Here is a 24,755-nt window from a genome sequence, read left to right on the forward strand (position 1 = left end):
TCTGGCACCGATCGGCAAGTGGCGATAAAAGGCGGGATGCGAAAATCCCTCCTTGTGATGTTTGCTGTGGTGCTGGCTTCGGCTGCCGCTTCTGCCGAACAGCCCCGTCTTCAGAAGGCCGACAAGGCCGCAACACCGGGCAAGTCGGTTCCACTGAAGCGCCCAAGCTCGGCCAATGCATGCGCGGAGTACGGCGCGGGCTTCGTCAAGATCGAAGGCACCAACACTTGCATGAAAATCGGCGGCGCGGTGAGCGTCGGCGCTGGCGTTTCCAGCGGCTCGCGCTGACTTAACTCATCGGCGGCGCGATGAACTGCGTGAAACCCGGGCGGGCTGCGAACTGCGCAAACCAGCGTTCGAGGTTCGGCAGTTTCGGCTTGGTGACGCCTTCGACGCCGAACCAGCGCCGAGCAAAGGCGCCGAGCGCGATATCGGCGATCGTGAACTGATCGCCTTCGATGAAGCGCCGCGTCGCCAGTTGCGCCTCGACGGTCCGCCACACCGCGGCTTCGGCATCGACATCCTTCTGGATCGCGACCATGTCGCGCTTTTCGACCGGCGTCCGCACCAGCGCCCAGAACACCGGCCGATCGACCGGCTGCAGCGTCGACAGCGTCCAGTCGAGCCAGCGATCGACACCGGCGCGCGCCTTCGGCTGCGAAAGGTAGATCGGTGAATTCTCGCCATAGGCCATACAGAGATAGCGCATCACGGAATTGGATTCCCACAGTACATAGTCGCCATCGACCAGCGTGGGGACGCGGCCGTTCGGGTTCATCGCCAGATAGGCTGCCTCGTTGTTCTTGCCGAACTGCATGCCGGCGTCGATGCGCTCATAGGGGAGGTCCAGTTCAGCCAGGCACCACAGCACTTTTTGAACGTTGACCGAATTGGCCCGGCCCCAGATGGTTAGTTGTTGTTTGTTGTTGTCGGCCACGCGTTGTTATCCCGCTGATCTTCCGATCGCCGTTCATAGCGGAAGATCAGTGAAAAAGCGCGCCTTCGCGCGGACTGAAGCCCAACAAAAATCAGGCTCCGCCGCAGTGCGACAGAGCCCTGATTCTCTCGTAACGCGTGGCCTGCATCAGCCGGTCAGTGGCCGAAGAACAGCCACAGCAGAATGATCACCGGAATAGGTACGCCCAGCAACCAAAGCAGAATTCCTCGTCCCATCGTCTCCTCCTCAAAATCCGTCGGGGAGAAAACGCGCCATGTCATGGCCTGTTCCTGCGCAGAAAAGGACCCTGCGCGAAGGAACGTTTTATGAGTTCCGAACTTCCGAGAGCTACAATCCGGGAAATAGCGAGTAGCCATCATGCTCGACAGCTTCGCGCATTTCGGCGCTGAGGTCGTCGAAATGGCGGCTGCGCGTCGGCCGCCATTTGGTCCTACCAATGGCCGGTGTTCGGCATCGATGTCCACGGCTCTGCCGGCGGCTTCGGCTCGCCCTTCTGCAACAGCTCGATTGAATGCAGATCCGGCGAGCGCACGAAAGCCATGTTGCCGTCGCGCGGCGGCCGGTTGATGGTGATGCCGGCCTTCATCAGGCGGTCGCAGGTCGCGTAGATGTCGTCGACCTCGTAGGCGAGGTGGCCGAAATAGCGGTCCTCGCCGTATTTCTCCTCGTCCCAATTGTAGGTGAGCTCAACCAGCGGCGCGCCGCGGTTCTGCGGAGCGGCCTTGAACAGGCCCTCGTCCTCAGGCGCACACAGGAACACCAACGTGAACCGGCCCTTGTCGTTGTCGACCCGGCGTACTTCCTTCAGCCCCAGCGCGTCCTGATAAAATTTCATCGCCGTATCGAGATTGCGGACGCGCAGCATGGTGTGGAGATAGCGCATGTTTCTTGTCCTCTTGAGGTCTTGCAAAAATTGAAGTTCGTTTCAGCTCCCGAGGGCAATAAGTAGCAGCAAATTGCAGCGGAGGGCAGGGGCTGCGTGCTACCCTGTGCCCTCGCCGCATTCAATCAATCGAGTTAAAGCGCGCCGCTACCCGCCAAGGGACACCGCAAGGGCCAGGATTGCGAAGCCGGCCAAGATCCAGACCGCAAATCCTGCGAGCATCGAGATCAGTTCATTTGGGTCGTTTCTGCCAAACAGCTTGAGCGCCTGCCGTCCGGTAGCGACGACAAGCAACTCGAAAAGTCCACTGACAACGTGTTCGATCATTTAATTTCTAGTCCGCAACGCGGCGCGCCTTGCAACCCCGGCAGACACGGTGCCCTAACGCGTCAACGCGTCAAGAAGACTCTCCAACAGCGCCAGGAGCCTTTCGCCGGTCATTTCGACAGCGGCGATAATGGCCAGGGCAATGAACCCAGCGATGAGGCTGTATTCGATGGCGGTGGCGGCGGAGTCGTCGCGCAGAAATTTTCGAAGCATCCATTTTTCTCTGGAATCTTGACGGAAAACGGTGTGGCACGTCCAAGTTGCTACTATAACAACCAAAAGCGTAAAATTGTAATGCTGGCGGCGCTGGGGCAAACGACGTGATTAAGCGTGTTCGGTCGTGGCCCTGTTTCGGGCGGATATCTTTGACGAGCCAAAACGCGGCGTCATCAGCGTGATCCCTCACACATACGCAATTGGTTTCCCCCGTCCATTGTGGCGCTAACGGAGGGATCAACGATGTTTCTGTTCGATGGCCTGCTCATTCTCGCGATGATTTTCTTTTTCGTTCTCCCGATTACCGACGTCAGGACGGTTCGGATGAAACTGTCTGTGGTGAGCAGCCTCGGCGTATTGCTGGCGGTATCGGTTGTCGTGCCGCGCCTGATGCCTTGACATCTCGCATGACGTGCATGTCGACTGCCAGAATCCCATGCGCTGGTCGTCTTCGAACAATGGACTGATGAGACGGCGTTGCGCGACCATTTTGCGGTCGAAGGCTCGAAGGCTCTGTTGGTCGCAAGCACGCCGACGATCGTGTGCGCGATATGCTCCGCCTCCCTGGCGTACAAGGAACGGCCGCAATGGCTCCGGTTTGCTGTGTTGGCGGTGCTCGCCGACGTCGGCAGCATTGTCACGCTGCGTGCCGTGCGGGCGCAACAGCTCGCGTGGACGTCGGATAGCCGCATACGTAACGGCCCGCTCGCCACCCGCGGGAATTCGCGTCAGGTTTTGCTCAGACCTTGACGTCCAGCAAGGATGGTTCGTCGGCCTGCACTTCCGCAAGCGCCGCTTCCATGGCGGCCGCCTTGGCATGGTAGACGGCCTGAAGATCCTGGTTGATCGTGTTCGGCGGCGCCTTGGCGTTTTGATCGACGACGAGTTGTATTCTGGCCTGTGTCACTTCAACCGGTATGGGATAAATGACCATGGAATGACCCTCCTGGGCCAAACCTGTCAGGCGCCTATTTACGTTTTGTAAAGGGGTTGGGTTAACGGCGCAGCACTTCAGTGGGGTTGGGTAAATGAAGGCTTAAGTTTCCATGCCCGGCGTCAAAAAGAATAGCGCCGAGACACCGGTTCGCGTGAAGAAAACGCGTCAAAAGAAATCTGAAACCCGGCTCGGCTTCAATCAGAACCGAAAGGCTCTAGTGCATCTGTTCCAGCCGCTCGGCATAAAGGCGGAATTCCTCGGCCATCTCGATTAGTTTCTTCGACGCTTCCGGATCCTTGACGGCTTCGGCCAGCCGCCGGGCTTTGTCGGACTGGTCGCGGTAGTGGTCGGCTTGGGTCATGGCAGCACCTTTTTAGATGAGTATGGGGTGTGCCAAAAAGGTTCGACATCCGGCACTCGACCGGTCACGGCGGGAAGAGAGAGAGAGAGAGAGAGAGAGAGAGGAAATTCGCGCAGGATCGATCGGACTGGTGAGAGGACGAAGCGGCGAAGTAACGCTATCTTAACAAGGCAACGGCCCCAGAAAACGTGCCCCCTGTTCGTTCCAAGAGAACAAAAGGAGTCTTCCTAACACGCGATCGATCTCCGAACAGGCGATCGATGCGGATCGGTTCCTCTCGGAAACGCAGATAACCCTATTCAGTTAGGTTAAAACCCAAATCGCGTTGTGCGTATCCGATGTTGCGATAGGGATGGCCTTCAGGAAACAGGCCATGGTCCCTTCGTTTCACAATGCGGACAAACCGACTCACCATCGCGTCATGGTGGTCGGCCTGCTGTTTTGCCTTGCCTTCGTCGTCATCAGCTTTTCGTTGCGGCCGCAAGCCGAAAGCGGCCAGGCGCTGGTCAAGGCCGACAGGCTCGTCCGCACTGCGGGTGAACCGCACAAGGCGAACTAGCGCGCGGGACCCACGCGCTCAACGGTCCGGAAATTTTTCGTCGGGCGATTTGTGATAGGTCGCGATGGCGATGAAGCCGGCATAGCCGATTACATTAATCAGAATTTCCATCCATGCGGGCATGACACGACACACCTTTCCCTAAGAGTAAACTCCGCAAGGGCCGTGTAAGTTCCGGCGAAATCCGATGATCAGACCCGCGCGATCGCATGGCTCGCGATCGCGCCGCAAGGCCGTCCACTTGGTAAGCGAAAACCCCGCCCACATCCGGAAGATGCAGACGGGGTCTTTCGTGCTTTCACCTCTCGCAAGGTTACTGCACTTCTGAAAAAAACGTCGAAGTGCCGGCTTCGTTCCCGCGCTCCCGGATTCTCTTGGTGGAATTCTCGTGGCGGGTTCCGTGCGCCATATTCCGTCGGCGATAACGCAAAGGCTTGCCGGCTCCGCCTCAACGCCAGAACGACGGCCGGCTGGCTCCGTTCACCGCATTGGCCAAGGTCGTCTCGTAATATTCCTCACGCTCGCGTTCGAACTTCTGCTGGGTTTCCCTGAAGCTCGCGACGCGCGCTGCGATTTCAGCGCGATCGCGCGCGAGTCTTTCTTCCTTCTCCGTCATCGCCCATCCGTTTTCTTGTTTGATTCGGCCCCGCCATCATTGGCGCGCGCGAATGAGGCGTGATTGGGGAAGGAAGTTGCAGCATTGCGATCGCGCGCCGTTGCGAAGCGAAGGCGGTGGATAAAATGTGCTGCATTCTTGTCGCTCGCGCGGGTTCCCGTTAGCGAAAGGTCAAACGGGAGGTTCCAATGGCAAAGATCGATCTGGATTCACTGAGCATCGAAGAACTCGCGGGCTTGCGCGAACACGCCACCGACAAACTGTTCGAGAAGGTAGCTCGGCGCCGCGCCGAGCTCGAAGCGGAACTGGAAAAGCTGGCCCAGTACGGCAAGCCGGTGAAGAAGGCGGAAAGCGCACCAGCACCCAAGGCGAAGAAAACCGAGGAAGCCAAAGAGCCGAAGGAACCGGTCGCCAAGGCTGCTTGAGAATGCTGCTTGAGAAGGCGGCTTGATGAGCCTGCGCGATAAGGCATCTTAATAGCGTGCATGCTGCGCGGCCGGGCAGGGCGCATCGATCTGGCATTCCGAACGGCCGTGCTATAATCCGCACGGCCAACCATTCGGAAATGTCAGCGGTGATCGCCAAGGATTTGCGCAGCGGCGTCGAGCAGCTCGGCAACATGATTGCCGAAGCCGCATGTATCGTGCCCTTTACCGGCGCCGGCATTTCGACCGAATGCGGCATTCCGGATTTCCGCTCGCCCGGCGGCCTGTGGACTCGTAACCGCCCGATTGCGTTCGACGAATTCGTTTCCAGTGCCGACGCGCGGGCCGAGGCCTGGCGGCGGCGCTTTGCGATGGAAGAGACCTTCGCGGCGGCCAAGCCCGGCCGCGGGCATCGCGCGCTGGCCTCGCTCTACAAGGCCGGCAAGACCCCGGCGATTATCACCCAGAACATCGACAATCTGCACCAGGCGTCGGGCTTCAGGACCGACGACGTGGTCGAACTCCATGGCAACACGACCTATGCCCGCTGCATCGGCTGCGGACATGCCTATGATCTTCCTTGGGTAAAGGCGCGTTTCGAAGAAACCGGCAGCGCGCCCGACTGCTCCCTCTGCGAGGAGCCGGTGAAGACGGCGACGATCTCGTTCGGACAGGCGATGCCGGAAGACGCAATGCGCCGCGCCACCGAATTGTCGCAGCAGTGCGACCTGTTTCTGGCGATCGGATCGTCGCTGGTGGTTTGGCCGGCTGCAGGTTTTCCACTGATGGCCAAGAACTGCGGCGCGAAGCTCGTCATCATCAACAATGAACCCACGGAACAGGATGATGTCGCCGATCTGGTGATCCGTCACGACATCGGGGAAGCGCTCGGACCGTTTGTAGGCAATTGATCTCCAACTGATTCGCAGTTGTGCAAGCCTGTTCATAGCCTCCGCAATTTTGTTTTTTTTAGCTATGCGCCGCAGTCGAGAGTGTTATCTTTGATTCGAGAGATTCGCGCGGCGTTGTCATGAGTGGTCATGGATGAGCGCGTGTTCCGGTCCCGCCAGGGCGATGGCGGGCCGCTTTTTGAAGTGTGAGGTCCGGGGTCATGGGGTCGGACGAATTTGGGTCCAAGAAGCTCGGGGGGCCGCCGCAAGGCGGGACGGGGCAGAACAGGCTTGGACCGGGTGAATACGCAGCGGGCGCCGAGCGCGATCCGGCGGTGGATGCGTTTTCGGGCCTCGGCGATGCCGCAGCCAACCTTGTCGAAATATCCGGCGTCATCAAATGGTTCGACGCCTCGAAGGGTTACGGCTTCATCGTTCCCGACAACGGCTGGCCCGATGTGCTGCTGCACGTCACCGTGCTCAGGCGCGACGGCTATCAGACCGCCTATGAAGGCGCACGCGTGGTTGTTGAATGTGTGCAGCGGGCCAAGGGCTATCAGGCATTCCGGATCGTCTCGATGGACGAGTCCACCGCGATCCATCCGGCGCAAATGCTGCCGCCCCGGACTCATGTCAGCGTCACGCCGACAAGCGGGCTGGAGCGGGCGCAGGTCAAATGGTTCAACCGGCTGCGCGGTTTCGGCTTCCTGACCTGCGGCGAAGGCACGCCCGACATTTTTGTCCACATGGAAACGCTGCGCCGCTTCGGTATGACCGAGCTGCGTCCGGGTCAGTATGTGCTGGTGCGCTTCGGGCCCGGGTCCAAGGGCATGATGGCGGCGGAGATCCATCCCGAGACCGGACCGTCGGCGCTATCCTCGCATTAATCCCGCTACACCGCTGACGGAAACGTGAGCCGGACGCCGTGCACCCGCGCGGCGTCCTCTGGCATTTGCCGCAATCCTCGGGTTAGGGTTCCCCGGCAATTCCCTGAGATATCCGGCGTGAGTGCTTTGATGAATTTCGCTTTGATGGTTGCGCGGCTTCGCATCTCCGGCCGCTTGATGATGTCGTTGGCGGCAGCATCCGCGGTGCTCGTTACGCTCTACACCGGTCCCGCCGCGAGGGCCGCGAGCGTTCAGCCGCTCGAGATCGTCACCAAGTCAGGTGTGCATGTGTTCTCGGTCGAGATGGCGACCACGGAAGAGGAGAAGACCAACGGGCTGATGTACCGGAAGGAGCTGCCCGACGGAAAAGGCATGCTGTTCGATTTCTCGCCGGAGCAGCCGATCTCGATGTGGATGAAGAACACCTATATCTCGCTGGACATGATCTTCATCCGCGCCGACGGCCGCATCCTGCGCATCGCCGAGAATACCGAGCCACTTTCCACCAAGATCATCTCCTCGGGCGGGCTCGCCAGGGGGGTGCTGGAGGTGATCGCCGGCACAGCGCAAAAATATGGAATTCAACCCGGCGACCGGGTCGCACACCCGCTGTTCAGCAAGCGCTAATCCGGCCGACATCGCCTTGATGGCACCGGTTTAACGGTGTATCGACGCATTTCTTAAAGTATCGGATCGGGGTATAGCGCAGCCTGGTAGCGCGGCAGTTTTGGGTACTGCAGGTCGTTGGTTCGAATCCAGCTGCCCCGACCAATAAAATCAATGATTTGCTGCGTCTTTTTCGGGTTGAATCTCTCCCAGCGATCCCGATTGGGAGGGGCGGGGGAAAACTTGTGACCGGTACGAAGACAGTCATTCTGGCGCGGCAGGCTCTGCTGCTGGGGCTGGCTCTTTGTTTTGTCACCACAGTTTTGGGCCAGACGGCCGCGGCCAATCCCGCGCAGATGATTTCCGACTTTCGGCTAAAGCACGGGGAGAAGCGCGTAACCCTGGACGCGACGCTCACACGGATTGCGCACGATCAAGCCCAGGCAATGGCCGCAAAGGACCAACTGGATCACGACGTCCTCGGTCGATTCAATAAGCGTGTCGGCCCGGCGGGCGCCGGCCGAGCCGCAGAGAACATTGCGTACGGTTATGACGGTTTTCCCAGAACCCTCGACCAGTGGATCAATTCGTCGGGGCACCGAAAAAACCTCCTGTTGCCCGGCGCGACGCGCGTGGGTGTTGCCAGCGTGAAAAGCGCGAAGACCGGTCGCATGTATTGGGCCATGGTGATCGCGGGCGACTATGAGCGTCCCAAAGCGCCGAAGAGTTCGCCAAAGAGTTCGCCGAAGGATTCGAAGCAGGCAAACGTTGCGAAGCCCAAATCGCGCGCCGCCGAGGCCTGCCGACTGAAGATTCTCAGCATCTGCTTCTAGAGAAGTCGCAACTTGTGGCTTGCAATATCGTTCTCGTTATGTTCTTTTTGGTCGTTCCTTCGGAGGTGGCCAATGGATGTCGAGAAGCAACGGGAAATAATCCGGCTCTGGAATCGCATGCGTCGGGTCGAGGGCCCGCTCGCGGAGGAAATCCGCATTCAGATTCTGGAATGCTTTGCGCAGCCGGATTCGCCGAGCGCACGCATGAACGAGCGGCGCGCAGTGCTCCGTCGCATGCCGGTTCGGACCGCGCAAATACATCGCATCGGCGAACGCGGCAACAACGCACCGCTTTGACGGCTTAGCACGTCGGCGAGGTTGATTCGGCGGCCGTCAAGATTGACGCGGAATCGACGCGCGGTGCATGCTGCAGGCATGTTGTCGCGTGTGCGCAATCATTTTCGAGGTGCAAAGTTCGCCCGCATGAGCAGCGGGACGTACTGCGTCATCCGCGATCTCGGGCTGGTCAAGGGCGGCAAGGGGATGCGGCACCACGAGGTGCTCGTCACCTTCAGTTTGCGGGCGTTGTGGCGGCGGATGGGAGACGTCGTCCGAGACGCTGTCGGGACGAAGAAGCGTTCCGCCTGGCTTCAACGCATTCCGGAACCCATGTCGGAGAATGCTTCGCAGCCGTAAGCGCCACGTCAGCGCTGCGCCGCCTGCCACGCCAGCAGTTTGTGCTCGGCGAGTGACATCGCCACCGACGTCACGTAGCCGGTGATACCAAGCAGGATGACGCCGGCGAACAGGTCGGCCGAGCGGAACGCGCGGGCCGACAGCAGCACCCAGTGGCCGAGCCCGTCGAGGCCGGCCAGGATTTCGCAGACCACTGACAGAATCAGCGCCACCGTCAGGCTGAGGCGCATGCCCGCGAGAATGTCGGGGCTGGCGGAGGGGAGTGCGATTTTGAAGATCACGGCGAGCCGCGACATTTGCAGCGACCGCGCCACCTCATAGAGGCGCGGCTCGACCGCGCCGAATCCGTGGACGGTCGCCAGCATGATCGGCCAGATCGCGCCGAAGGCGATCACGAACAGCGCCATCGCCTGGGTCAATCCGAGCATGGCGATCGCGACCGGAATGATCGCCGACACCGGCAGCGGCCGCAAAAACTCCAGCGAGGGCGCGACATAGGTCCGCATCGTGCGCGACGATCCGATGATCGCGCCAATGGCAATGCCGGCGATGGAGGCGGCGAGCCAGCCATAGGCCATGTGCTCGAGCGTGCCGGCGAGCTTGCTCCAGAGATCACCGGAGGAAAATCCGCGCACCAGCGAGGCCCAGGCCCGATCAGGCCCCGGCAGGAACACCGGCGAGACCAGTTTCAAATTGGCGATCAACTGCCAGAGCGCAATGAATCCGGCTGCGACCGCAAAGCTCGCCACACGCCAGAGGAGGGCCGCCCGATTCATGCGCCGTCTCCGCTGAGCGCGGCGCGCCCGAACAGGCGGTTCTGGGCGACGACCAGGAGGACATTCAGCGCGTAGCCGATGGCGCCGATCCACACCAGATAGGCCAGCATCAAATCGGGACGCAGCGCCTGTTGCGCCAGCATGATGCCGGCGCCGAGGCCGAGCGGATTGATCGCGATTTCGACCGTCACGGCGACGATCAGCGCGATGCCGGCCGACAGCCGAAAGGCGACGAAGATCCGCGGCAGCGCCGCCGGAACGATGATCTTCCAGACCCGTTGCGCCGGCGGCAGCCGCAGCGCCCGCGCCACTTCCATCAGCCGCGGCTCAATGCTGCGCACGGCCGCGCGTGAGAGGATCAGGACCGGCCAGACGCAGGCAAACGCCACGATCACGATTTCCATGCGATAGCCGAAGCCGAGCGCGATCAGTGCGATCGGCAGCAGCGCGATCGAGGGGATCGGCCTGATAGCTTCGACCGTCACTTCCATCAGGCGATTGAGGGTGTCGAAAATCCCGAAGGCGATGCCGAGCGCAAGGCCGATGATCGTGCCGATCGCAAGGCCTGCGAAAGTTGAAAACAGCGTATCGCGCGTGGCCGCCAGGATCGAAAGATCGGCAAAGGCGCCGAAGAGCGCCATGACGATTTCGCTCGGCGGCGCAAGGCTGTCGCTTTGCAGATGGGTGGCGCGCGCCCACACTTCGAACGCCGCCAGCACGGCCAGCGGCAGCACCAGCGCCTTGGCGGAGTTGGCCGTCACTGCTCGGTCGCCTTGACGAAATCGAACAATTGCCGCCGCAGCCGCAGGAATTCCGGATGCTCGCGGGTCGATAGCTGGTCGCGCGGGCGCGGCAGGTTGACCGAAAGTTCGATGCCGATCCGGCCCGGATGCGGCAACAGGCCGATCACGCGGTCACCGAGATAGATCGCTTCGTCGAGGTCGTGGGTTACGAAAATCACGGTAGCGCCGCTCGCTGCCACCAGTGACAACACCTCGTCCTGCAATCCCTGCCGCGTCATCGCGTCCAGCGCGCCGAACGGCTCGTCCATCAGCAGCGTCTTTGGTTCCTGCGCGAGACAGCGGGCGATCTGCAGGCGCTGCTGCATGCCGCCGGACATTTCGGACGGATACTTGCCGGCATGGCCGGGCAGGCCGACGGTGCGCAGCAACTCTTCGATGCGGGCAGGGCGCTCGGCCGACGGCATGCCGCCCGCTTCAAGCGCCAGCGAGACGTTGCCGGCCGCGGTGCGCCAGGGCAGCAGCGCCTTGCCATAGTCCTGAAACACGATCGCGATCTCGCGACGCGGCGCGCGCATCGGCTGGCCGTCGAAATTCACCTTGCCGCTGGTCGGCTGGTACAGACCTGCGGCCAGACGCAGCGCCGTGGTCTTGCCGCAACCGGAGGCGCCAACGATGCAGAGAAATTCGCCGGGCCGCACGCCCAGGCTCAGATTCTCGATGATGGTCTTACCGCCGAGTACGAGCGTCACTCCGTCAAATGCGATCTGCGGCGCAGGAATGCCAGGTACGGCTTCGAGGCGTTTTGCGGCGCTTGCCATGGTTCAACTCTCGCTGCCGGGAGGATAGACGAAATTGAGGGTCGAGCGCAGATGCGCTTCCAGCATTGCCTGCGAGCCGGGAATATCGCGCTCGATCGCCCGATCGGCCAGCAATTGATGCGCGCGCACGAATTTCTTGCCGCTGTCGACGGAGCGCATCATCACGCGGCGGTAGCGGTAGGCCTGGTCGTAGAGATCGGAATGGGCTGCCAGCAAACGCTTCGAGCCGCACGCCGCCAGCAGGGCGGTGTGAAAGCCCTTGTGCAGCCGGTCGAAATCCTCCGCGCCCTCGCGGAATTCATCGCCAGTCCGCTCGATGTGGCGGCGCATCTGGTGCAATGCGCTGACGATACCGGCCTCCCAGGCATCGTCGCCGTGGATGATCGCCAGCCGGATAGCCTCGACCTCAACCGCCGTGCGCATGCAGGTGATGTCGAGCAGATCCTCGCGGCTGACGTCGGCGACGCGAAAGCCGCGCTGCCCGATGCCGACGATCAGCCCGCGTGACATCAGCCGCGACAAGCCCTCACGCAGCGGCGTGGCGCCGATCTCATAGCGTTGCACGAGATCGACGATGCCGAGCCGCGATCCCGGCGCCAGATGACCGGCAAGAATGTCCTGCTCGACCAGCGCGGCCGCGCGCTCGCTCAGGGTGGCGGCCTCGGTCACCGGTCGATTCAGTTGGCGCTCGGAGGCTGACATCGCGCAATCCGTTACTTCAGGACCAGCTTCGATGTGTCGAGCTTGGATTGCAGCATCTTCTGCGACGACATCACCTCGATCCACCAGCCGAGTTGCTCGGGCTTCAGCGCCGGTTCGGAACGGTTCGGCGGCGTCGCCTTGACCAGCTCGATCGGCTGCTTGGTGAATTTTGCGATCGAGGTCGATGCCTTTTCGCGGTCGTTGTTGACGATGACGGCGGACTCGGCGATCGCGTCACGGAATTTCTTGATCGCCGCGGCGTTCTTGTCGGCCCATTCGCGTGACGCAGCGTAGAAAATGATGGGATCGGTGCGGGCCAGTTCGACCGCGTAGCGTGCGCCGACCGAGCCGAGGCCGGCATTGGTCATGCGGGTCACGAACGGTTCGGCGGTCAGCACGGCATCGACGCCGCCGGATTTGATGATGTCGGCCATGGTCGGGAAGGTGACCTCGACGAAATTGACGCTCTTGGGGTCGACGCCTTTCTCGACCAGCCACTTCACGAACAATACATGCAGGAAGGCATTCAGCCCGGGCGCGCCGACCTTCTTGCCGGCGAAATCCTTCGGCTCCTTGATGGTGATGCCGTTGCGGACGAAGGCGGCGATGCTGTCCTGGTTCACCGGGCTCATCACGGTAGCGCCCGCAATCGCAACGAGATCGAGCCCGCCGTCGACCGCCTGCAGGAACACGGTCGAGGTCGGCCCGCCGATCTGGATCGAGTTCGACAGGATCGCCGCCGGGATGTTCGAGTTGATGCCGATCGGCGTCATCTCGACGTCGAGCCCGTGCTTTTTGAAAATGCCTTCGTCGATCGCCACCATCGCGGAGGCGCAGTCCGAGGTTGCCGTGCAGCCGACCTGGATCTTGGCTTGCGCAAAGGCGGTACCGGTCAGCGCCACGCTGACCACAAGGGCGGCAAGGACCTTTTTCACGACAATCTCCCCATGACACATTTTTCTGTCTTGTTTATCGATATTTTTTTTGATCATATATTTCATCGGAAAACAAGGGGTCATCCAGTGAAACTCGCGACATTCAAATCCGGCGGCCAGGAAAAGATCGGAATCGTGCATACGGGCGATACGCTTGCTTTCGATCTCGCGGCCGCCGCCGGCCGGAGCGGAAGCACCAATCCCGCCTTCGCCTCCATGCTGGCATTGATCGACGCCGGCGACGCCGCGCTCGAACAGGCGGCAGAGGTGTTCGACAAGCACGGCAAGGACGAGAGCTTGTCCATGAAGATCGAGGCGGCCGAGCTTCTCGCACCTGTCCCCGAGCCGCGGCAGATGCGGGACGGCATGTCGTTCCCGCTGCATATCCTGCAGGCGCCGCGCGGGCAGCTCAAGCTCGCTGCGCGCGCCAAGGGCGACATGGCCGAGTTGGCGCGGATCGAGGCCGAGCCGCTCGGCGAACTGCCGGAGATCTACCGCAAACAGCCGATCTACTACATCACCAACCGCTTCAGCGTGCGCGGCACCAACACCACGGTGAAGTGGCCGCGCTATAGCCAGGTGATGGATTACGAATTGGAATTCGGCATCATTACCAAAAGCAAGGGCGCCAACATCTCCGCGGCCAAGGCCAAAGATCACATCTTCGGCTATACGATCTTCAACGACTTTTCCGCCCGCGATGCCCAGCGCATCGAAATGGAGGGCCGGCTAGGCCCGGCGAAAGGCAAGAGTTTTGACGGCGGCAACGTGATGGGGCCGTGGATCGTCACGCCGGACGAGATCGGCGATCCCTACAAATTGAAGATGGAAGCGCGCGTCAACGGCAAGATGCGCTCGCAGGGCGTGACCGAAGGCATGCTATTCTCGTTCGAGGAGATCATCGCCCATGTCAGCCAGGACGAGACCCTGATGCCCGGCGAGTTCATCGGATCCGGCACTGTCGGCAATGGCTGCGGCCTCGAGCTCGGCTGGTATCTCGAACATGGCGACACCATCGAGCTCGAAGTCGAAAAGATCGGTATTTTGAAGAACCGGGTCGAGCGGCAATAAGCCGTTCCGCGACGCTATCCAACAAAAACATCCAGCGAGGAAACGCCATGGCGCGCAAGTTGATCGACATTTCTGTCCCCCTGCAAAACGACGTACCGGCCGATCCGCCGGGCAATCACCCGACCATCCAGTACATCGATCACCAGCAGGGCCTGCCGCGGATGTTGCAGTTCTTCGATGGGCTGAAGGCGGAAGATCTGCCTGACGGGCAGGGCTGGGCGGTGGAGCAGGTATCGCTCTCCACCCACAACGGCACGCATCTGGATGCGCCCTGGCATTTCCATCCCACCATGAATCGCGGCGAGCGTTCATGGACCATCGACGAGGTGCCGCTGGAATGGTGCCTGCAGCCGGGCGTGAAGCTCGACTTCCGGCATTTGCCGGACGGCTATGTCGCCACCGCCAAGGATGTCGAAGCGGAGCTGAAGCGCATCGGCCATACGCTTTCGCCGCTGGAAATCGTCGTCGTCAACACCAGCGCCGGCGCCAAATATGGAAGGCCCGATTACGTCATCTCCGGCTGCGGCATGGGCTACGAGGCGACGATGTATCTGTTGGAGCGCGGCGTGCGGCTGACCGGCATCGACGGCTGGAGCTGGGACGCGCCGTTCGTCTACACGGCAAAAAAATATGCCGAGACCAAAGACGCTAGCCTGATCTGGGAAGGTCACAAGGCCGGCCGCCACATCGGCTACTGCCACTTAGAGAAGCTGCACAACCTCGAGCAACTGCCGTCGACGGGGTTCATGGTGTCATGCTTCCCGGTGAAGATCGAGCGCGCATCCGCAGGCTGGACCCGGGCGGTCGCCATTCTCGATGGCTGAAGGCGCGACAACAAACAAAAAAGGGAGGGAACGGATGATGGATGTGCGCGCACCGCGATGGCGGGGATGTTTCTGCTGTGACCCATCAAGTTCGTCGCGCTCCGCACCAAGCCGGCGCGGCTTCATGCTCGGGGCCGGCGCGCTGGCGCTGACTGCGGCCATCGGGCGCGACGGGGCAGTGGCACAAACTGCTGATGCAAAGCCGTCCCGGATCGATGTGCATCATCATCTATCGCCGCCAACTTACGTCACCGCGTCGAACGACAGCGGCTTCGGCGATCCCCTGATGAAGAACTGGACCATCGAGAAATCGCTGGCCGACATGGACAAGGCCGGCATCGCCACCGCGATGCTTTCCGTCACCACGCCCGCGGTCAATTTCACCAAGGGCGATACCGCGCGAAGGCTGTGCCGCGAGTCGAATGAATATGCCGCAAAACTCGTCGCGGATTATCCCGGACGGTTTGGCAATTTCGCAATGCGGCCGCTCACCGATGCCGAAGGCAGCCTGCGCGAACTGATGTATGCGCTCGACACGCTCAAGGCCGACGGCATTGCCTTGATGACAAGCTACGGCGACAAATGGCTCGGCGATCCGCTGTTCCTTCCCGTCATGGAAGAGCTCAATCGCCGAAAGGTGCTGGTCTACACTCATCCGACCGCGGCTAATTGCTGCGTGAACCTAGTGCCGACGCAGCCGCCCGTCATGATCGAGTTCGGCACCGACACGACGCGCACCATCGCCGACATCATCTTCTCCGGCAATGCGCGGCGGTTTCCCGACATCCGATGGATATTCTCGCACGCCGGCGGAACGATGCCGTTCCTGATCGAGCGCTTCGTGCGGCATCCGCTGCTGGCGCCGAAGGCCAAGGAGACGGTGCCCGACGGCACGCTTACCGAGCTCAAGCGCTTCTTCTATGACACCGCGCAAACATCCAACCGTAGTGCGATGTCGGCGCTGGCGGCGATCATTCCTCCGTCGCAGATCGTGTTCGGGACCGATTTCCCGTACCGGACCGGCATCGATCATGTGAAGGGGCTGCGCGAGGCGGGTGTGTTCACGGAGGAGCAGATGGCGGCGATCGAGCGGGGGAATGCGCTCAAGCTGCTGCCGCGACTTGCAAGCTAGTTCGGGAGCCGAGCCTCTCGTCACCTCGCGGCACGATCCGTCAAAAAGAGATTCGTTAAAAAAAGAAAAGGCGCACCGGATTTCCGGTGCGCCTCTATCTTATCTCCGGTCCCGTCTAAGGCGACGGCGATCGAGCCTAAATCACCACCTGCAGACGCGGACGCCGTAGGGATTCCAATAGCAGCGAGGGCCCGGGCGAACAACGAGGGGCGCGCCATAGAAGCCATAACCCCGGCCATAGCCCCGACCCCGGCCATAACCGCGCGCGTAGCCGCGACCGTAACCGCGACCATAACCTCTGCCTCTGCCTCGTTGCGCTTCTGCTGAAGTGGTCGTCGCACCCACCAGAATCGCAGACGTGCTGGCCACGTAGACGAACAACAAAGCCAGCGCTGCCAGGCAGCGGGTCAGGATATTGTAGCGTTTAGCCATTCTAGATTCTCCCGGTCACTTCCGAAACACCTGGACTTCGGCACTATCTCACTTAGACACGCGAGAAAGCTTTTAGTTCAGATGCGCTAAGACAATATTTTACAAGGTTCTTTCGAGCTTTCGGGACTTTATTAAGAAGGGTAGGTAAGGTCAAGTTGTAGCCGGTCTACCGAGGCTTCTTGCATCGCGCTGTTCATCTTTCTGAATGCTGGATGAACACTAGGATGGTGCGCTGCAGAACTTCGAGCTGGAAAAATTCAACGAGGCCACGCCGGCAACTTGATATCGACATGATCTCCATTTTTCAGCGCAAGACGATCCTCTCCTGACGAGTAACCATGCCCAAAAAACACACTTATGTCCTTGGCCTGAACACCTATGACCATGATGTGAGCGCCTGCCTGTTGCGCGACGGCGCCATCGCATTTGCGATCGCCAAGGAGCGGATCACGCGGGCCAAGCACGCATCGGGCTTCTACAAGGAAGTGATCGATTATTGCCTTGAGGCCGAAGGCATTACGCTCGACGACGTCGATCTCGTGGTGCGCAATTGCTACATCCTGCCGGTCCCGGAAATGGAGGAGCGGCTGGTCTATTTCGACGCGCCGGGTTTTCTGCCGGATTTCGAACGCGGCGACGCCGCCAAGCATCCGCTGTATCTGTCGCGTCAGGAAAAGGTGGTCACGATTTCCCATCATCTGGCGCACGCCTACAGCGCGTTCGCGGTGTCGCCGTTCGAGGATGGTGTCGTGATGATCGTCGACGGCGTCGGCAGCTACCGCTCCGACGTCATGGAAGCCTTTCCCGCCAGCGATACGGCGACGCCGCTGGCACGTGAGTCCGAGAGCTACTACAAGTTCAGCGGCACGACGCTGGAATGCCTCAAGAAGGTCTGGATGGAGCCCGACCGCGGCTTCCTCAGCGATGAATTCTACAACATGCCCGGTCTCGGTGCGCTCTACAGCCGCGCCTCGACCTACATCTTCGGCGACTGGAATAAATGCGGCGAGTTGATGGGGCTGGCGCCCTATGGCCGCCGTGACCAGTTCAAGCATCTGCTCGAACTGAACGACGGCAAGCTGCACGTACCGCACTGGAACGCTACCGACTTCAAGCAGCCTTACGTCTTTGACGCCGCCAGCAACTGGGAAAAGAACCCCGCGATGCGGCACTGGGAAGATCTCGCCTGGCGCACGCAGGACGACACCGAAAACGTGCTGCTCGCCCGCGCCCGCTGGTTGCGCGAAACCACCGGCGCAAAGAACCTCTGCATGGCCGGCGGCGTGGCGCTGAATTGCGTCGCCAATGGACGGGTCGCCCGCGAAGCCGGATTCGAGAATGTCTGGATTCAGCCGGCGGCCGGCGATGACGGTATTGCCATCGGCTGCGCCTATTATGGCTGGCTCGAAATCTTGAAGCAGCGGCGCGGCTTCGTCATGGATCATTCCTATGTCGGCCGGGCCTACAGCGATCAGGAGGCCGCCGCCCAACTGCAGAAATTCCTCGTCCGTATCCAGGTCGATGCCGTCAAGAGCGAGAACGTCTGCCGTGACACGGCCAAGCTGCTTGCCGATCAAAAGGTCATCGGCTGGTTTCAGGACCGCTCGGAGTTCGGACCGCGCGCGCTCGGCAACCGCAGCCTGCTGGCCGACCCGCGCAAGCCCGAGATGAAGGATATCCTCAACAGCCGCGTCAAGCACCGCCAGGCATTCCGGCCGTTTGCGCCGATCGTGCTGGCCGAGCGCATGAAGGAAATTTTTGAGGGCGAAGAGGATTCGCCCTTCATGCTGATCGCCAAGCCGGTTCGCCCCGAATGGCGAGGCAAGATTCCGGCGATCGTGCATGTCGACGGCACCGCGCGCGTGCAGACCGTGCGCGAGGAAACCAATCCAATGCTCTATCGCTTGCTGAAGGAGTTCGAGGCGCTGACCGGCGTTCCCGTGCTAATCAACACCTCATTCAACATCAAGGGCGAGCCCATCGTGGAAGCGCCGCAGGACGCCGTGAACTGCTTTCTGACTACGGGCGTCGATCATCTGGTGATCCACGACACGATCGTATCGAAGAACGCGATGCACAAGGTGGTGGCGCCGCTGGTCAATATCTACACCGACGTGCGGACACTGGTGGCGTCGACCGCGCAGCCGGCCTGAACCCGCCTGCCGGAGACCGGCCGAGGGCCGCTCAGGCGGCCTTCGGCGCCGCCGGTTTCAGCGGCTTGTCCTGCCGCTTTGACCAGGAAATATAGTAGGCGACGACGGTCATGATCGCGATGCCGGTTACGCTAACGAGGATCTGCACGAGCAGCGAGCCTGAGCTCATCGACAGTTGGAAATGCCCGACAAAGGACAGGAACACGCCGACGCAGAAAACCGCGAGTGATTGTTGGCCGCAGACGATCAGTGGATCGAAAATCCTCCATTCCAGTCCGGGCCATTCCTTCGGTACGAAACGGATAACGAGGATCACGATCGCCACAAAGTGCAGGAAGCGGTAGGGCGCGAGGTTGGTTTTGTCGTTCGGGTTGAACATCGAATAGAGCCACTGCGGGAACATTTCGCCGAAGGTCGGAAAGCGGCCCGCCATCGTCATGATGAGGGAGAAGATCAGATAGCCGATGCACAGATACAGCGTGATCGGCGCGTTGATGATCGCGAGGTTGTTGCGGGCGCCGCCGAGCGCGCACCATGCGCCGAATACGAACAGGACCTGCCAGGCGAACGGATTGAAGTACCAGGTTCCGATCGGGTAAGCGGGCAGGTTCCAGCCGGTCTGCCGCGACACCAGCCACAGCACTATCGCGGCCAGCATGGTCCAGTTGGGCTGGCGCAGCATGATCCAAAGAACCGGCGGGAACAGACCCATCAGCACGATGTAGAGCGGCAGCACGTCGAGATTGACCGGCTTGAACTTCAGGAACAGTCCCTGCCGCAGGGTTTCGGTGGCGTTATCGATCAGGCCGACCACATTGAAGTCGTTGACCAGTTGGGAATCGCCGAAGCGCAGGGCGAGATAGCTGATCGAGGCGATATAGATCACGAACAGGATGATGTGGGCCACATAGAGCTGCCAGACCCGCTTGGTCAGCCGCGTGGCGCCGACGATGAAGCCGCGTTCCAGCATCATCCGGGCATAGACGAAGGAGGCGGTATACCCGGAAATGAAAACGAAGAGGTCGGCGGCGTCGCTAAACCCGTAATTGCGGGTGGTGATCCAGTTCACGACGTTGTCTGGGATGTGGTCGAGGTAGATCGCCCAGTTTGCGACCCCGCGAAACAGGTCGAGCCGGAGGTCGCGTCCTTTGTCGGGCAGGGTGGCGTTGATTTTCATGGGTGCCGCTTCGAGGTGATGCGTTCGGGAAGATCGCGCCGAAAGACGGGGTCCCAGGCGCCGGATAGCCCTAGATTGTCACAGTACGGCATAATGACTATACCGGTACGGAAATGGTACATCCGGGTTCTGGAATCACCGATCAAATTTCCTGAAAGGTGTCTCTATACTATCCCGGCCGTTTCCACCAAACGTTACCATGTCGCATATCGCTTGAGGATCCAACCATCCATGACCGCACGCATTTTTAAGCCCGCCAAAAACGCGATGCAATCGGGCAGGGCCATGACCCGGGAATGGCAGCTCGATTACGAGCCCGAGCAGCCCCGGGCCGTCGAGCCGCTGATGGGATGGACCTCTTCCGGCGATATGAAGCAGCAGCTCACCCTGCAGTTCGACACCAAGGAAGACGCGATCGCCTATTGCGAGCGCAGGGGCATTGCCTACCAGGTGATCGAGCCCAAGGATCCGTTGCGCCGGCCGGCCGCTTACGCCGACAATTTCGCTTTCAAGCGCGTCGAACCCTGGACTCACTAAGAGCCGGACCGGCGCTGTTCCGGCCGCTCGCCTCGGGGAGTTGCGGGCGAGGCCTACTGCGCCGGGTCAGACGCTGCCGGATGGTGGGGTATCGGCAGGGGAGCATCCTTCGCGACGCCAAGCACCGGGAAGGTTCTGATGTTGCGGACCTCGGGCATCGCTGAAAACTGCAGAAGCTGCTGGTGCATGCCCTCGACGTTCCGCGCGACGCATTTGAGCAGATAGTCGGCGTCGCCGGAAATCCGCCAGCTCTGCTGAACGAGCGGTATCGCCGCAATCGATTTCTCGAATGCCTGCAACGTCGCCTGGGCCTGGCTTTGCAACTGGATCAATACGTAGGAAATAACCTCGTAACCGAGCAGCTTCTCGTCGAGCGTGGCGCGGATGGCGCTGACGTAGCCGCGGTCGCGTAAGGCGCGAACGCGCCGCCGGCACGGAGGCTCCGAGAGGCCGACCCTATCAGCCAGTTCGTTGTTGCGGATGCGTCCATCCTTCTGCAACTCGGACAGTATCTTCAGGTCGATTTCGTCGAGGGGGTGACGTTCCGTCATAGGCTCCTCTTGGACACCTTATCGGCGCTCCGGCTTGGCGCTCGTTGCGGCGCTCCGGGAGAGGGGACGTTTGGCCTGCGCCTGGTTCGGCGTTGTGCCCGGCGCAACGCTCGACAGCACCAGCTTCTCGTGGGCGGCGACGATGGCCTCCTTGGTCAGCCGCCCGCCCGGCCGATACCAGGTGGTGAGGCCGGTCAACAACGCCAGTATCGCAAAGGTCGCGACCTGGACATCGACCACCTCGAACTCGCCTTCGGCGACGCCCTGGCTGAGGATTTCCGCCAGCCGCCGCTCATAGGCGCCGCGCAGCGCCACGATCTCTTCGTAGTTCTTCGGCTCCAGGCTCCGCAACTCGGAATTGGCGATAAAGACCTCGCGCTTCCTGGTCATGTGGTAGCTGACGTGGAAGGCTGTGAAGGCGCGGAGCTTGTCGGCCGGTCGCTCCTGCCCCTGCAAGGCGCGATCAAGCTGGCGCAGCAACTCGTTGATATGGTCCCGTATCAGCTCGAACAGCAATTCCTGCTTGGTGCTGATGTGGTTATAGAGCGAGCCCGATTGGATGCCGACCTCCGCCGCGAGCTGGCGCAGGCTCATGGCGGCGTAGCCGTGCTCGAAGATCAGGCGTAGCCCGGCTTTCCGGATCGCCTCCATCGTTTTCGGGCCGTGAGAACCGATCGTCCGTGCCATGGAGTCTCTGGGAATGAATGAAGGCGGGTCGCCAACCCGATAAACGAACAAGCGATCGTATAATACTGGCATGAAATAGTAATTATTTCAATAGCCTGTGTGCTTCTCTTGAGGTCTGATTAGTTCCGCTTGCGAGGATAGTAAAAAAACGTATGATCGTTTAATTCCAAGAAGAACCAAGGGTGGAATGATGGCCTCGAACAGGGCGCTGCTTCTGAACTTTGATCTCGGCGAAACCGCGGACGCGATTCGCGAGACGGTGCATGCGTTTTCGAGAGCCGAAATTGCGCCGCGCGCCGCCGAGATCGACCGCAGCAACCAGTTTCCGCGCGACCTCTGGCCCAAAATTGGATCGCTCGGCCTGCACGGTATCACCGTCGAGGAGGAATATGGCGGCGCCGGCCTTGGCTATCTCGAGCACTGTATCGCGCTGGAAGAAATATCGCGGGCGTCGGCCGCAGTCGGTCTGTCCTACGGCGCGCATTCAAATCTTTGCGTCAACCAGATCCGCCGCAACGGCAATGAGGCGCAGAAACGGAACTACCTGCCAAAGCTGATCTCGGGCGAGCATGTCGGCTCGCTCGCGATGTCGGAGCCCGGCGCCGGAAGTGACGTGGTCTCGATGAAGACCCGCGCCGACAAGAAGGGCGACCGCTTTGTGCTGAACGGCAACAAGATGTGGATCACCAACGGCCCGGTGGCCGATACGCTCGTGGTCTACGCCAAGACCGATCCTAACGCCGGCCCGCGCGGCATGACCGCCTTCATCATTGAAAAGGGCATGAAGGGATTTTCCACCGCGCAGAAGCTGGACAAGCTCGGCATGCGCGGCTCCGACACCTGCGAGCTGCTGTTCGAGGATTGCGAGGTGCCGGAAGAGAATGTGCTGAGCGAGGTCGGCCGCGGCGTCAACGTGTTGATGAGCGGCCTCGACTATGAGCGCGCGGTGCTGGCGGCAGGCCCGATCGGCATCATGCAGGCCTGCATGGACGTGGTGCTGCCTTATGTGCACGAGCGCAAGCAGTTCGGCGAGCCGATCGGCACCTTCCAATTGGTGCAGGGCAAGATCGCCGACATGTACACCACGATGAACGCCTCGCGGGCCTATGTCTATGCGGTGGCCAAGGCCTGCGACCGCGGCGAGACCACGCGCGAGGACGCGGCCGGCGCGATCCTCTACGCCGCGGAGAAGGCCACGCAATGCGCGCTCGATGCCATCCAGCTCCTCGGTGGCAATGGCTACATCAACGACTATCCGACCGGGCGGCTGCTGCGTGACGCCAAGCTTTACGAGATCGGCGCCGGCACCAGCGAAATCCGCCGCATGCTGATCGGGCGGGAACTGTTCGAAAAGACCGCTTGAGCTTCACATCGAGGCAAAGATGATACAGGCTGTCGCATCCTCTTCGAACGTGCTGCCCCGACCGTCCTGAAGCCATCCCAACGGCCCTCCAGCATCCAAAAGAAAACGCCGACCATGCCGCTTCACTCCACGATCGATCCCACATCCTCAGAATTTGCCCGCAACGCGGACGTGATGCGCGGCCTGGTGGCCGAACTGCGCGAGAAATTGAAGGTGGTCTCCGGCGGCGGCGGTGAGACGTCGCGCAAGCGGCATACCTCGCGCGGCAAGATGCTGGCGCGCGAGCGCGTCGACCTGCTGGTCGATCCCGGCACCGCCTTTCTCGAATTGTCGCCGCTTGCCGCCAACGGCCTCTATGGCGGTGACGTCCATTCCGCCAGCGTCATTACCGGGGTGGGGCGTATTTCGGGACGCGAATGCGTCATCGTCGCCAACGATGCCACCATCAAGGGCGGCACGTACTATCCGATGACCGTGAAGAAGCATCTGCGCGCACAGGATATTGCGCGGCAGAACAATCTACCCTGCGTCTACATGGTCGATTCCGGCGGCGCCTTCCTGCCGATGCAGGAGGAGATCTTTCCCGATGAGCGGCATTTCGGCCGCATCTTCTACAACCAGGCACAGATGTCCTCGCAGGGCATTCCGCAGATCGCCATCGTCATGGGCTCCTGCACCGCGGGCGGCGCCTATGTGCCTGCGATGTCGGACGAGAGCATCATCGTTCGCAATCAGGGCACCATCTTCCTCGGCGGACCGCCGTTGGTGAAGGCCGCGACCGGCGAGGTGGTGACGGCGGAAGAACTCGGCGGCGCCGACGTGCATTCCAGGCATTCCGGCGTCACCGATCACTACGCGCAGAACGATGCCCATGCGATCGGGATCGCCCGGCGCATTGTCGCCACGCTGAAGCAGCCGACGCGCGCTGCGCTGAACATGCGCGAGCCGCGGCAGCCGTTGTTCCCGGCGGAGGAAATCTACGGCGTGGTGTCCGCCGACGGCCGCAAGCCATTCGACGTCCATGACATCATCGCGCGGATCGTCGACGGCTCGGAGTTCGACGAATTCAAGAAGCTCTACGGCACCACGCTGATCTGCGGATTCGCCCATATCTGGGGTTACCCAGTCGGCATCATCGCCAACAACGGCATCCTGTTCAGCGAGAGTTCGCTGAAGGGCGCGCACTTCATCGAACTGTGCTGCCAGCGCAATATCCCGCTGGTGTTCCTGCAGAACATCACCGGCTTCATGGTCGGCAAGAAATACGAAGCCGGCGGCATCGCGCGTGACGGCGCCAAGCTGGTAACCGCGGTCGCAACCGCCGGCGTGCCGAAATTCACCGTCGTGATCGGCGGCTCCTACGGCGCCGGCAATTACGGCATGTGCGGGCGCTCCTATAGCCCGCGCTTTCTCTGGCTGTGGCCCAACGCCCGCATCTCGGTGATGGGCGGCGAACAGGCATCGATGGTGCTCAGCCAGGTTCGCCGCGACAATATCGAGGCCAGGGGCGAGACCTGGTCGGCGGAAGAGGAAGAAAAGTTCCGCGCGCCGATCCGAGCGCAGTATGAAAGCCAGGGCAATCCCTATTACGCTACCGCGCGGCTATGGGACGACGGCGTGATCGATCCCGCCGATACCAGGCTTGTGCTCGGCCTTGGATTGTCGGCAGCGACGAATGCGCCGATCGAACCTACCAAATTCGGCCTGTTCAGGATGTGAT

General features: G+C 61.2%; 33 protein-coding genes and 1 tRNA gene. 18 read left to right on the top strand and 16 right to left on the bottom strand.

The window, feature by feature from the left end:
* Positions 1–18 precede the first annotated feature (18 nt).
* Positions 19–288 (top strand): porin, encoded by a 270-nt coding sequence (locus CP49_RS13505; RefSeq protein ID WP_245310676.1) that lies wholly within the window; start codon positions 19–21, stop codon positions 286–288.
* A 1-nt stretch (position 289) separates the two neighbouring features.
* On the opposite strand, the gene CP49_RS13510 is transcribed toward CP49_RS13505, so the two are convergent.
* The 5 genes from CP49_RS13510 to CP49_RS42715 all read right to left on the bottom strand — a co-directional run bounded on the left by CP49_RS13510 (position 290) and on the right by CP49_RS42715 (position 2,381).
* Positions 290–937 (bottom strand): glutathione S-transferase family protein, encoded by a 648-nt coding sequence (locus CP49_RS13510; protein ID WP_057850738.1) that lies wholly within the window; start codon positions 935–937, stop codon positions 290–292.
* A gap of 155 nt (positions 938–1,092) precedes the next feature.
* Positions 1,093–1,218, bottom strand: coding sequence for a hypothetical protein (locus tag CP49_RS48620; RefSeq protein ID WP_276326580.1), 126 nt, complete (start codon positions 1,216–1,218; stop codon positions 1,093–1,095).
* A gap of 170 nt (positions 1,219–1,388) precedes the next feature.
* Positions 1,389–1,841 (bottom strand): VOC family protein, encoded by a 453-nt coding sequence (locus CP49_RS13520; protein ID WP_057850740.1) that lies wholly within the window; start codon positions 1,839–1,841, stop codon positions 1,389–1,391.
* Between the two features lie 147 nt (positions 1,842–1,988).
* Positions 1,989–2,168, bottom strand: a complete 180-nt coding sequence (locus CP49_RS13525; protein ID WP_057850741.1) for a hypothetical protein — start codon at positions 2,166–2,168, stop codon at positions 1,989–1,991.
* A 54-nt stretch (positions 2,169–2,222) separates the two neighbouring features.
* Positions 2,223–2,381 (bottom strand): Flp family type IVb pilin, encoded by a 159-nt coding sequence (locus CP49_RS42715; RefSeq protein WP_082646008.1) that lies wholly within the window; start codon positions 2,379–2,381, stop codon positions 2,223–2,225.
* A gap of 246 nt (positions 2,382–2,627) precedes the next feature.
* Here CP49_RS42715 and CP49_RS44585 point away from each other — a divergent pair, with 246 nt between their 5' ends.
* The gene (locus CP49_RS44585) at positions 2,628–2,783 is read left to right on the top strand and encodes a hypothetical protein (RefSeq protein ID WP_156438378.1); all 156 of its coding nucleotides are present in this window, start codon (positions 2,628–2,630) and stop codon (positions 2,781–2,783) included.
* Positions 2,784–2,861: 78 nt separating this feature from the next.
* Positions 2,862–3,134, top strand: coding sequence for a hypothetical protein (locus CP49_RS13530; protein WP_057850742.1), 273 nt, complete (start codon positions 2,862–2,864; stop codon positions 3,132–3,134).
* Here the strand turns inward: CP49_RS13530 and CP49_RS13535 are convergent.
* Both CP49_RS13535 and CP49_RS45975 read right to left on the bottom strand, forming a co-directional pair.
* Complete coding sequence (locus tag CP49_RS13535; RefSeq protein WP_057902702.1) at positions 3,124–3,318, bottom strand: hypothetical protein; 195 nt, start codon at positions 3,316–3,318, stop codon at positions 3,124–3,126. The two genes, CP49_RS13530 and CP49_RS13535, sit on opposite strands and share 11 nt — an antisense overlap.
* A gap of 217 nt (positions 3,319–3,535) precedes the next feature.
* Entirely contained in the window at positions 3,536–3,682 is a 147-nt protein-coding gene (locus CP49_RS45975) for a hypothetical protein (protein WP_197423104.1), read from the bottom strand.
* A gap of 373 nt (positions 3,683–4,055) precedes the next feature.
* Here CP49_RS45975 and CP49_RS13540 point away from each other — a divergent pair, with 373 nt between their 5' ends.
* Positions 4,056–4,241, top strand: a complete 186-nt coding sequence (locus CP49_RS13540) for a hypothetical protein (RefSeq protein WP_057850856.1) — start codon at positions 4,056–4,058, stop codon at positions 4,239–4,241.
* A gap of 448 nt (positions 4,242–4,689) precedes the next feature.
* On the opposite strand, the gene CP49_RS45980 is transcribed toward CP49_RS13540, so the two are convergent.
* The gene (locus CP49_RS45980; protein WP_197423105.1) at positions 4,690–4,857 is read right to left on the bottom strand and encodes a hypothetical protein; all 168 of its coding nucleotides are present in this window, start codon (positions 4,855–4,857) and stop codon (positions 4,690–4,692) included.
* 188 nt (positions 4,858–5,045) lie between these two features.
* Between CP49_RS45980 and CP49_RS13545 the strand changes: the two genes are divergently transcribed.
* From CP49_RS13545 to CP49_RS13580, 7 genes are all read left to right on the top strand, one after another.
* A complete protein-coding gene (locus CP49_RS13545; protein ID WP_057850744.1) occupies positions 5,046–5,282 on the top strand; it encodes a hypothetical protein in 237 nt (78 codons plus the stop codon).
* Positions 5,283–5,431: 149 nt separating this feature from the next.
* A complete protein-coding gene (locus CP49_RS13550) occupies positions 5,432–6,193 on the top strand; it encodes an SIR2 family NAD-dependent protein deacylase (RefSeq protein ID WP_057850857.1) in 762 nt (253 codons plus the stop codon).
* Positions 6,194–6,393: 200 nt separating this feature from the next.
* Positions 6,394–7,059 (top strand): cold-shock protein, encoded by a 666-nt coding sequence (locus tag CP49_RS13555; RefSeq protein ID WP_057850745.1) that lies wholly within the window; start codon positions 6,394–6,396, stop codon positions 7,057–7,059.
* A 180-nt stretch (positions 7,060–7,239) separates the two neighbouring features.
* The gene (locus tag CP49_RS13560) at positions 7,240–7,686 is read left to right on the top strand and encodes a DUF192 domain-containing protein (RefSeq protein WP_245310684.1); all 447 of its coding nucleotides are present in this window, start codon (positions 7,240–7,242) and stop codon (positions 7,684–7,686) included.
* Positions 7,687–7,753: 67 nt separating this feature from the next.
* A tRNA-Pro gene (locus CP49_RS13565) sits at positions 7,754–7,830 on the top strand.
* A gap of 122 nt (positions 7,831–7,952) precedes the next feature.
* On the top strand, positions 7,953–8,498 hold the full coding sequence (locus CP49_RS13570; protein WP_245310685.1) for a CAP domain-containing protein: 546 nt from the start codon (positions 7,953–7,955) through the stop codon (positions 8,496–8,498).
* Between the two features lie 423 nt (positions 8,499–8,921).
* On the top strand, positions 8,922–9,134 hold the full coding sequence (locus tag CP49_RS13580) for a hypothetical protein (RefSeq protein WP_057850748.1): 213 nt from the start codon (positions 8,922–8,924) through the stop codon (positions 9,132–9,134).
* A gap of 8 nt (positions 9,135–9,142) precedes the next feature.
* Here the strand turns inward: CP49_RS13580 and CP49_RS13585 are convergent, their stop codons facing one another.
* The 5 genes from CP49_RS13585 to CP49_RS13605 are packed head-to-tail and all read right to left on the bottom strand — an operon-like array spanning position 9,143 to position 13,108.
* Positions 9,143–9,910 (bottom strand): ABC transporter permease, encoded by a 768-nt coding sequence (locus CP49_RS13585; protein WP_057850749.1) that lies wholly within the window; start codon positions 9,908–9,910, stop codon positions 9,143–9,145.
* Positions 9,907–10,671, bottom strand: a complete 765-nt coding sequence (locus CP49_RS13590; RefSeq protein ID WP_057850750.1) for an ABC transporter permease — start codon at positions 10,669–10,671, stop codon at positions 9,907–9,909. Before CP49_RS13590 ends, CP49_RS13585 begins: the two co-directional genes overlap by 4 nt.
* Positions 10,668–11,471, bottom strand: a complete 804-nt coding sequence (locus CP49_RS13595; RefSeq protein ID WP_057850751.1) for an ABC transporter ATP-binding protein — start codon at positions 11,469–11,471, stop codon at positions 10,668–10,670. Before CP49_RS13595 ends, CP49_RS13590 begins: the two co-directional genes overlap by 4 nt.
* Positions 11,472–11,474: 3 nt before the next feature.
* A complete protein-coding gene (locus CP49_RS13600) occupies positions 11,475–12,173 on the bottom strand; it encodes a GntR family transcriptional regulator (protein ID WP_057850752.1) in 699 nt (232 codons plus the stop codon).
* A gap of 11 nt (positions 12,174–12,184) precedes the next feature.
* Positions 12,185–13,108 (bottom strand): ABC transporter substrate-binding protein, encoded by a 924-nt coding sequence (locus CP49_RS13605; RefSeq protein ID WP_245310677.1) that lies wholly within the window; start codon positions 13,106–13,108, stop codon positions 12,185–12,187.
* A gap of 87 nt (positions 13,109–13,195) precedes the next feature.
* Here CP49_RS13605 and CP49_RS13610 point away from each other — a divergent pair, with 87 nt between their 5' ends.
* The 4 genes from CP49_RS13610 (at position 13,196) to CP49_RS13630 (ending at position 18,720) form a co-directional block, all read left to right on the top strand.
* A complete protein-coding gene (locus CP49_RS13610; protein WP_057850753.1) occupies positions 13,196–14,179 on the top strand; it encodes a fumarylacetoacetate hydrolase family protein in 984 nt (327 codons plus the stop codon).
* A gap of 47 nt (positions 14,180–14,226) precedes the next feature.
* Positions 14,227–15,003 (top strand): cyclase family protein, encoded by a 777-nt coding sequence (locus CP49_RS13615; RefSeq protein ID WP_057850754.1) that lies wholly within the window; start codon positions 14,227–14,229, stop codon positions 15,001–15,003.
* A 124-nt stretch (positions 15,004–15,127) separates the two neighbouring features.
* Entirely contained in the window at positions 15,128–16,135 is a 1,008-nt protein-coding gene (locus CP49_RS13620; protein ID WP_057850755.1) for an amidohydrolase family protein, read from the top strand.
* A 770-nt stretch (positions 16,136–16,905) separates the two neighbouring features.
* Entirely contained in the window at positions 16,906–18,720 is a 1,815-nt protein-coding gene (locus tag CP49_RS13630) for a carbamoyltransferase family protein (protein ID WP_057850757.1), read from the top strand.
* Positions 18,721–18,751: 31 nt separating this feature from the next.
* Here CP49_RS13630 and CP49_RS13635 read toward each other — a convergent pair whose 3' ends face one another.
* On the bottom strand, positions 18,752–19,897 hold the full coding sequence (locus CP49_RS13635) for an OpgC domain-containing protein (protein ID WP_057850758.1): 1,146 nt from the start codon (positions 19,895–19,897) through the stop codon (positions 18,752–18,754).
* Between the two features lie 231 nt (positions 19,898–20,128).
* Between CP49_RS13635 and CP49_RS13640 the strand changes: the two genes are divergently transcribed.
* Positions 20,129–20,434 (top strand): ETC complex I subunit, encoded by a 306-nt coding sequence (locus tag CP49_RS13640; RefSeq protein WP_057850759.1) that lies wholly within the window; start codon positions 20,129–20,131, stop codon positions 20,432–20,434.
* A gap of 53 nt (positions 20,435–20,487) precedes the next feature.
* Here the strand turns inward: CP49_RS13640 and CP49_RS13645 are convergent, their stop codons facing one another.
* Both CP49_RS13645 and CP49_RS13650 read right to left on the bottom strand, forming a co-directional pair.
* Positions 20,488–20,985, bottom strand: a complete 498-nt coding sequence (locus CP49_RS13645; RefSeq protein WP_057850760.1) for an Lrp/AsnC family transcriptional regulator — start codon at positions 20,983–20,985, stop codon at positions 20,488–20,490.
* A gap of 18 nt (positions 20,986–21,003) precedes the next feature.
* Positions 21,004–21,672: a TetR/AcrR family transcriptional regulator gene (locus CP49_RS13650; protein ID WP_057850761.1), complete on the bottom strand. Its 669-nt coding sequence runs from the start codon at positions 21,670–21,672 to the stop codon at positions 21,004–21,006.
* 190 nt (positions 21,673–21,862) lie between these two features.
* On the opposite strand from CP49_RS13650, the gene CP49_RS13655 reads away from it, so the two are divergent.
* Both CP49_RS13655 and CP49_RS13660 read left to right on the top strand, forming a co-directional pair.
* Complete coding sequence (locus CP49_RS13655; RefSeq protein ID WP_057850860.1) at positions 21,863–23,035, top strand: isovaleryl-CoA dehydrogenase; 1,173 nt, start codon at positions 21,863–21,865, stop codon at positions 23,033–23,035.
* Positions 23,036–23,149: 114 nt separating this feature from the next.
* Positions 23,150–24,754, top strand: coding sequence for a carboxyl transferase domain-containing protein (locus tag CP49_RS13660; protein WP_057850762.1), 1,605 nt, complete (start codon positions 23,150–23,152; stop codon positions 24,752–24,754).
* The last annotated feature ends 1 nt before the right edge of the window (position 24,755 follow it).

Origin of the sequence: Bradyrhizobium valentinum (genome assembly GCF_001440405.1) — a bacterium.
GTDB classification, from domain to species: Bacteria; Pseudomonadota; Alphaproteobacteria; order Rhizobiales; family Xanthobacteraceae; genus Bradyrhizobium; species Bradyrhizobium valentinum.

Bases quoted from the DNA above. Each gene is read 5' to 3' on its own strand.
- CP49_RS48620 (WP_276326580.1), bottom strand. From the start codon at position 1,218: ATGACATGGCGCGTTTTCTCCCCGACGGATTTTGAGGAGGAGACGATG.
- CP49_RS13520 (WP_057850740.1), bottom strand. From the start codon at position 1,841: ATGCGCTATCTCCACACCATGCTGCGCGTCCGCAATCTCGATACGGCG.
- CP49_RS13525 (WP_057850741.1), bottom strand. From the start codon at position 2,168: ATGATCGAACACGTTGTCAGTGGACTTTTCGAGTTGCTTGTCGTCGCT.
- CP49_RS42715 (WP_082646008.1), bottom strand. From the start codon at position 2,381: ATGCTTCGAAAATTTCTGCGCGACGACTCCGCCGCCACCGCCATCGAA.
- CP49_RS44585 (WP_156438378.1), top strand. From the start codon at position 2,628: ATGTTTCTGTTCGATGGCCTGCTCATTCTCGCGATGATTTTCTTTTTC.
- CP49_RS13535 (WP_057902702.1), bottom strand. From the start codon at position 3,318: ATGGTCATTTATCCCATACCGGTTGAAGTGACACAGGCCAGAATACAA.
- CP49_RS45975 (WP_197423104.1), bottom strand. From the start codon at position 3,682: ATGACCCAAGCCGACCACTACCGCGACCAGTCCGACAAAGCCCGGCGG.
- CP49_RS13540 (WP_057850856.1), top strand. From the start codon at position 4,056: ATGGTCCCTTCGTTTCACAATGCGGACAAACCGACTCACCATCGCGTC.
- CP49_RS45980 (WP_197423105.1), bottom strand. From the start codon at position 4,857: ATGACGGAGAAGGAAGAAAGACTCGCGCGCGATCGCGCTGAAATCGCA.
- CP49_RS13545 (WP_057850744.1), top strand. From the start codon at position 5,046: ATGGCAAAGATCGATCTGGATTCACTGAGCATCGAAGAACTCGCGGGC.
- CP49_RS13555 (WP_057850745.1), top strand. From the start codon at position 6,394: ATGGGGTCGGACGAATTTGGGTCCAAGAAGCTCGGGGGGCCGCCGCAA.
- CP49_RS13560 (WP_245310684.1), top strand. From the start codon at position 7,240: ATGTCGTTGGCGGCAGCATCCGCGGTGCTCGTTACGCTCTACACCGGT.
- CP49_RS13580 (WP_057850748.1), top strand. From the start codon at position 8,922: ATGAGCAGCGGGACGTACTGCGTCATCCGCGATCTCGGGCTGGTCAAG.
- CP49_RS13585 (WP_057850749.1), bottom strand. From the start codon at position 9,910: ATGAATCGGGCGGCCCTCCTCTGGCGTGTGGCGAGCTTTGCGGTCGCA.
- CP49_RS13595 (WP_057850751.1), bottom strand. From the start codon at position 11,471: ATGGCAAGCGCCGCAAAACGCCTCGAAGCCGTACCTGGCATTCCTGCG.
- CP49_RS13600 (WP_057850752.1), bottom strand. From the start codon at position 12,173: ATGTCAGCCTCCGAGCGCCAACTGAATCGACCGGTGACCGAGGCCGCC.
- CP49_RS13615 (WP_057850754.1), top strand. From the start codon at position 14,227: ATGGCGCGCAAGTTGATCGACATTTCTGTCCCCCTGCAAAACGACGTA.
- CP49_RS13620 (WP_057850755.1), top strand. From the start codon at position 15,128: ATGCTCGGGGCCGGCGCGCTGGCGCTGACTGCGGCCATCGGGCGCGAC.
- CP49_RS13630 (WP_057850757.1), top strand. From the start codon at position 16,906: ATGCCCAAAAAACACACTTATGTCCTTGGCCTGAACACCTATGACCAT.
- CP49_RS13635 (WP_057850758.1), bottom strand. From the start codon at position 19,897: ATGAAAATCAACGCCACCCTGCCCGACAAAGGACGCGACCTCCGGCTC.
- CP49_RS13640 (WP_057850759.1), top strand. From the start codon at position 20,129: ATGACCGCACGCATTTTTAAGCCCGCCAAAAACGCGATGCAATCGGGC.
- CP49_RS13645 (WP_057850760.1), bottom strand. From the start codon at position 20,985: ATGACGGAACGTCACCCCCTCGACGAAATCGACCTGAAGATACTGTCC.
- CP49_RS13650 (WP_057850761.1), bottom strand. From the start codon at position 21,672: ATGGCACGGACGATCGGTTCTCACGGCCCGAAAACGATGGAGGCGATC.
- CP49_RS13655 (WP_057850860.1), top strand. From the start codon at position 21,863: ATGGCCTCGAACAGGGCGCTGCTTCTGAACTTTGATCTCGGCGAAACC.
- CP49_RS13660 (WP_057850762.1), top strand. From the start codon at position 23,150: ATGCCGCTTCACTCCACGATCGATCCCACATCCTCAGAATTTGCCCGC.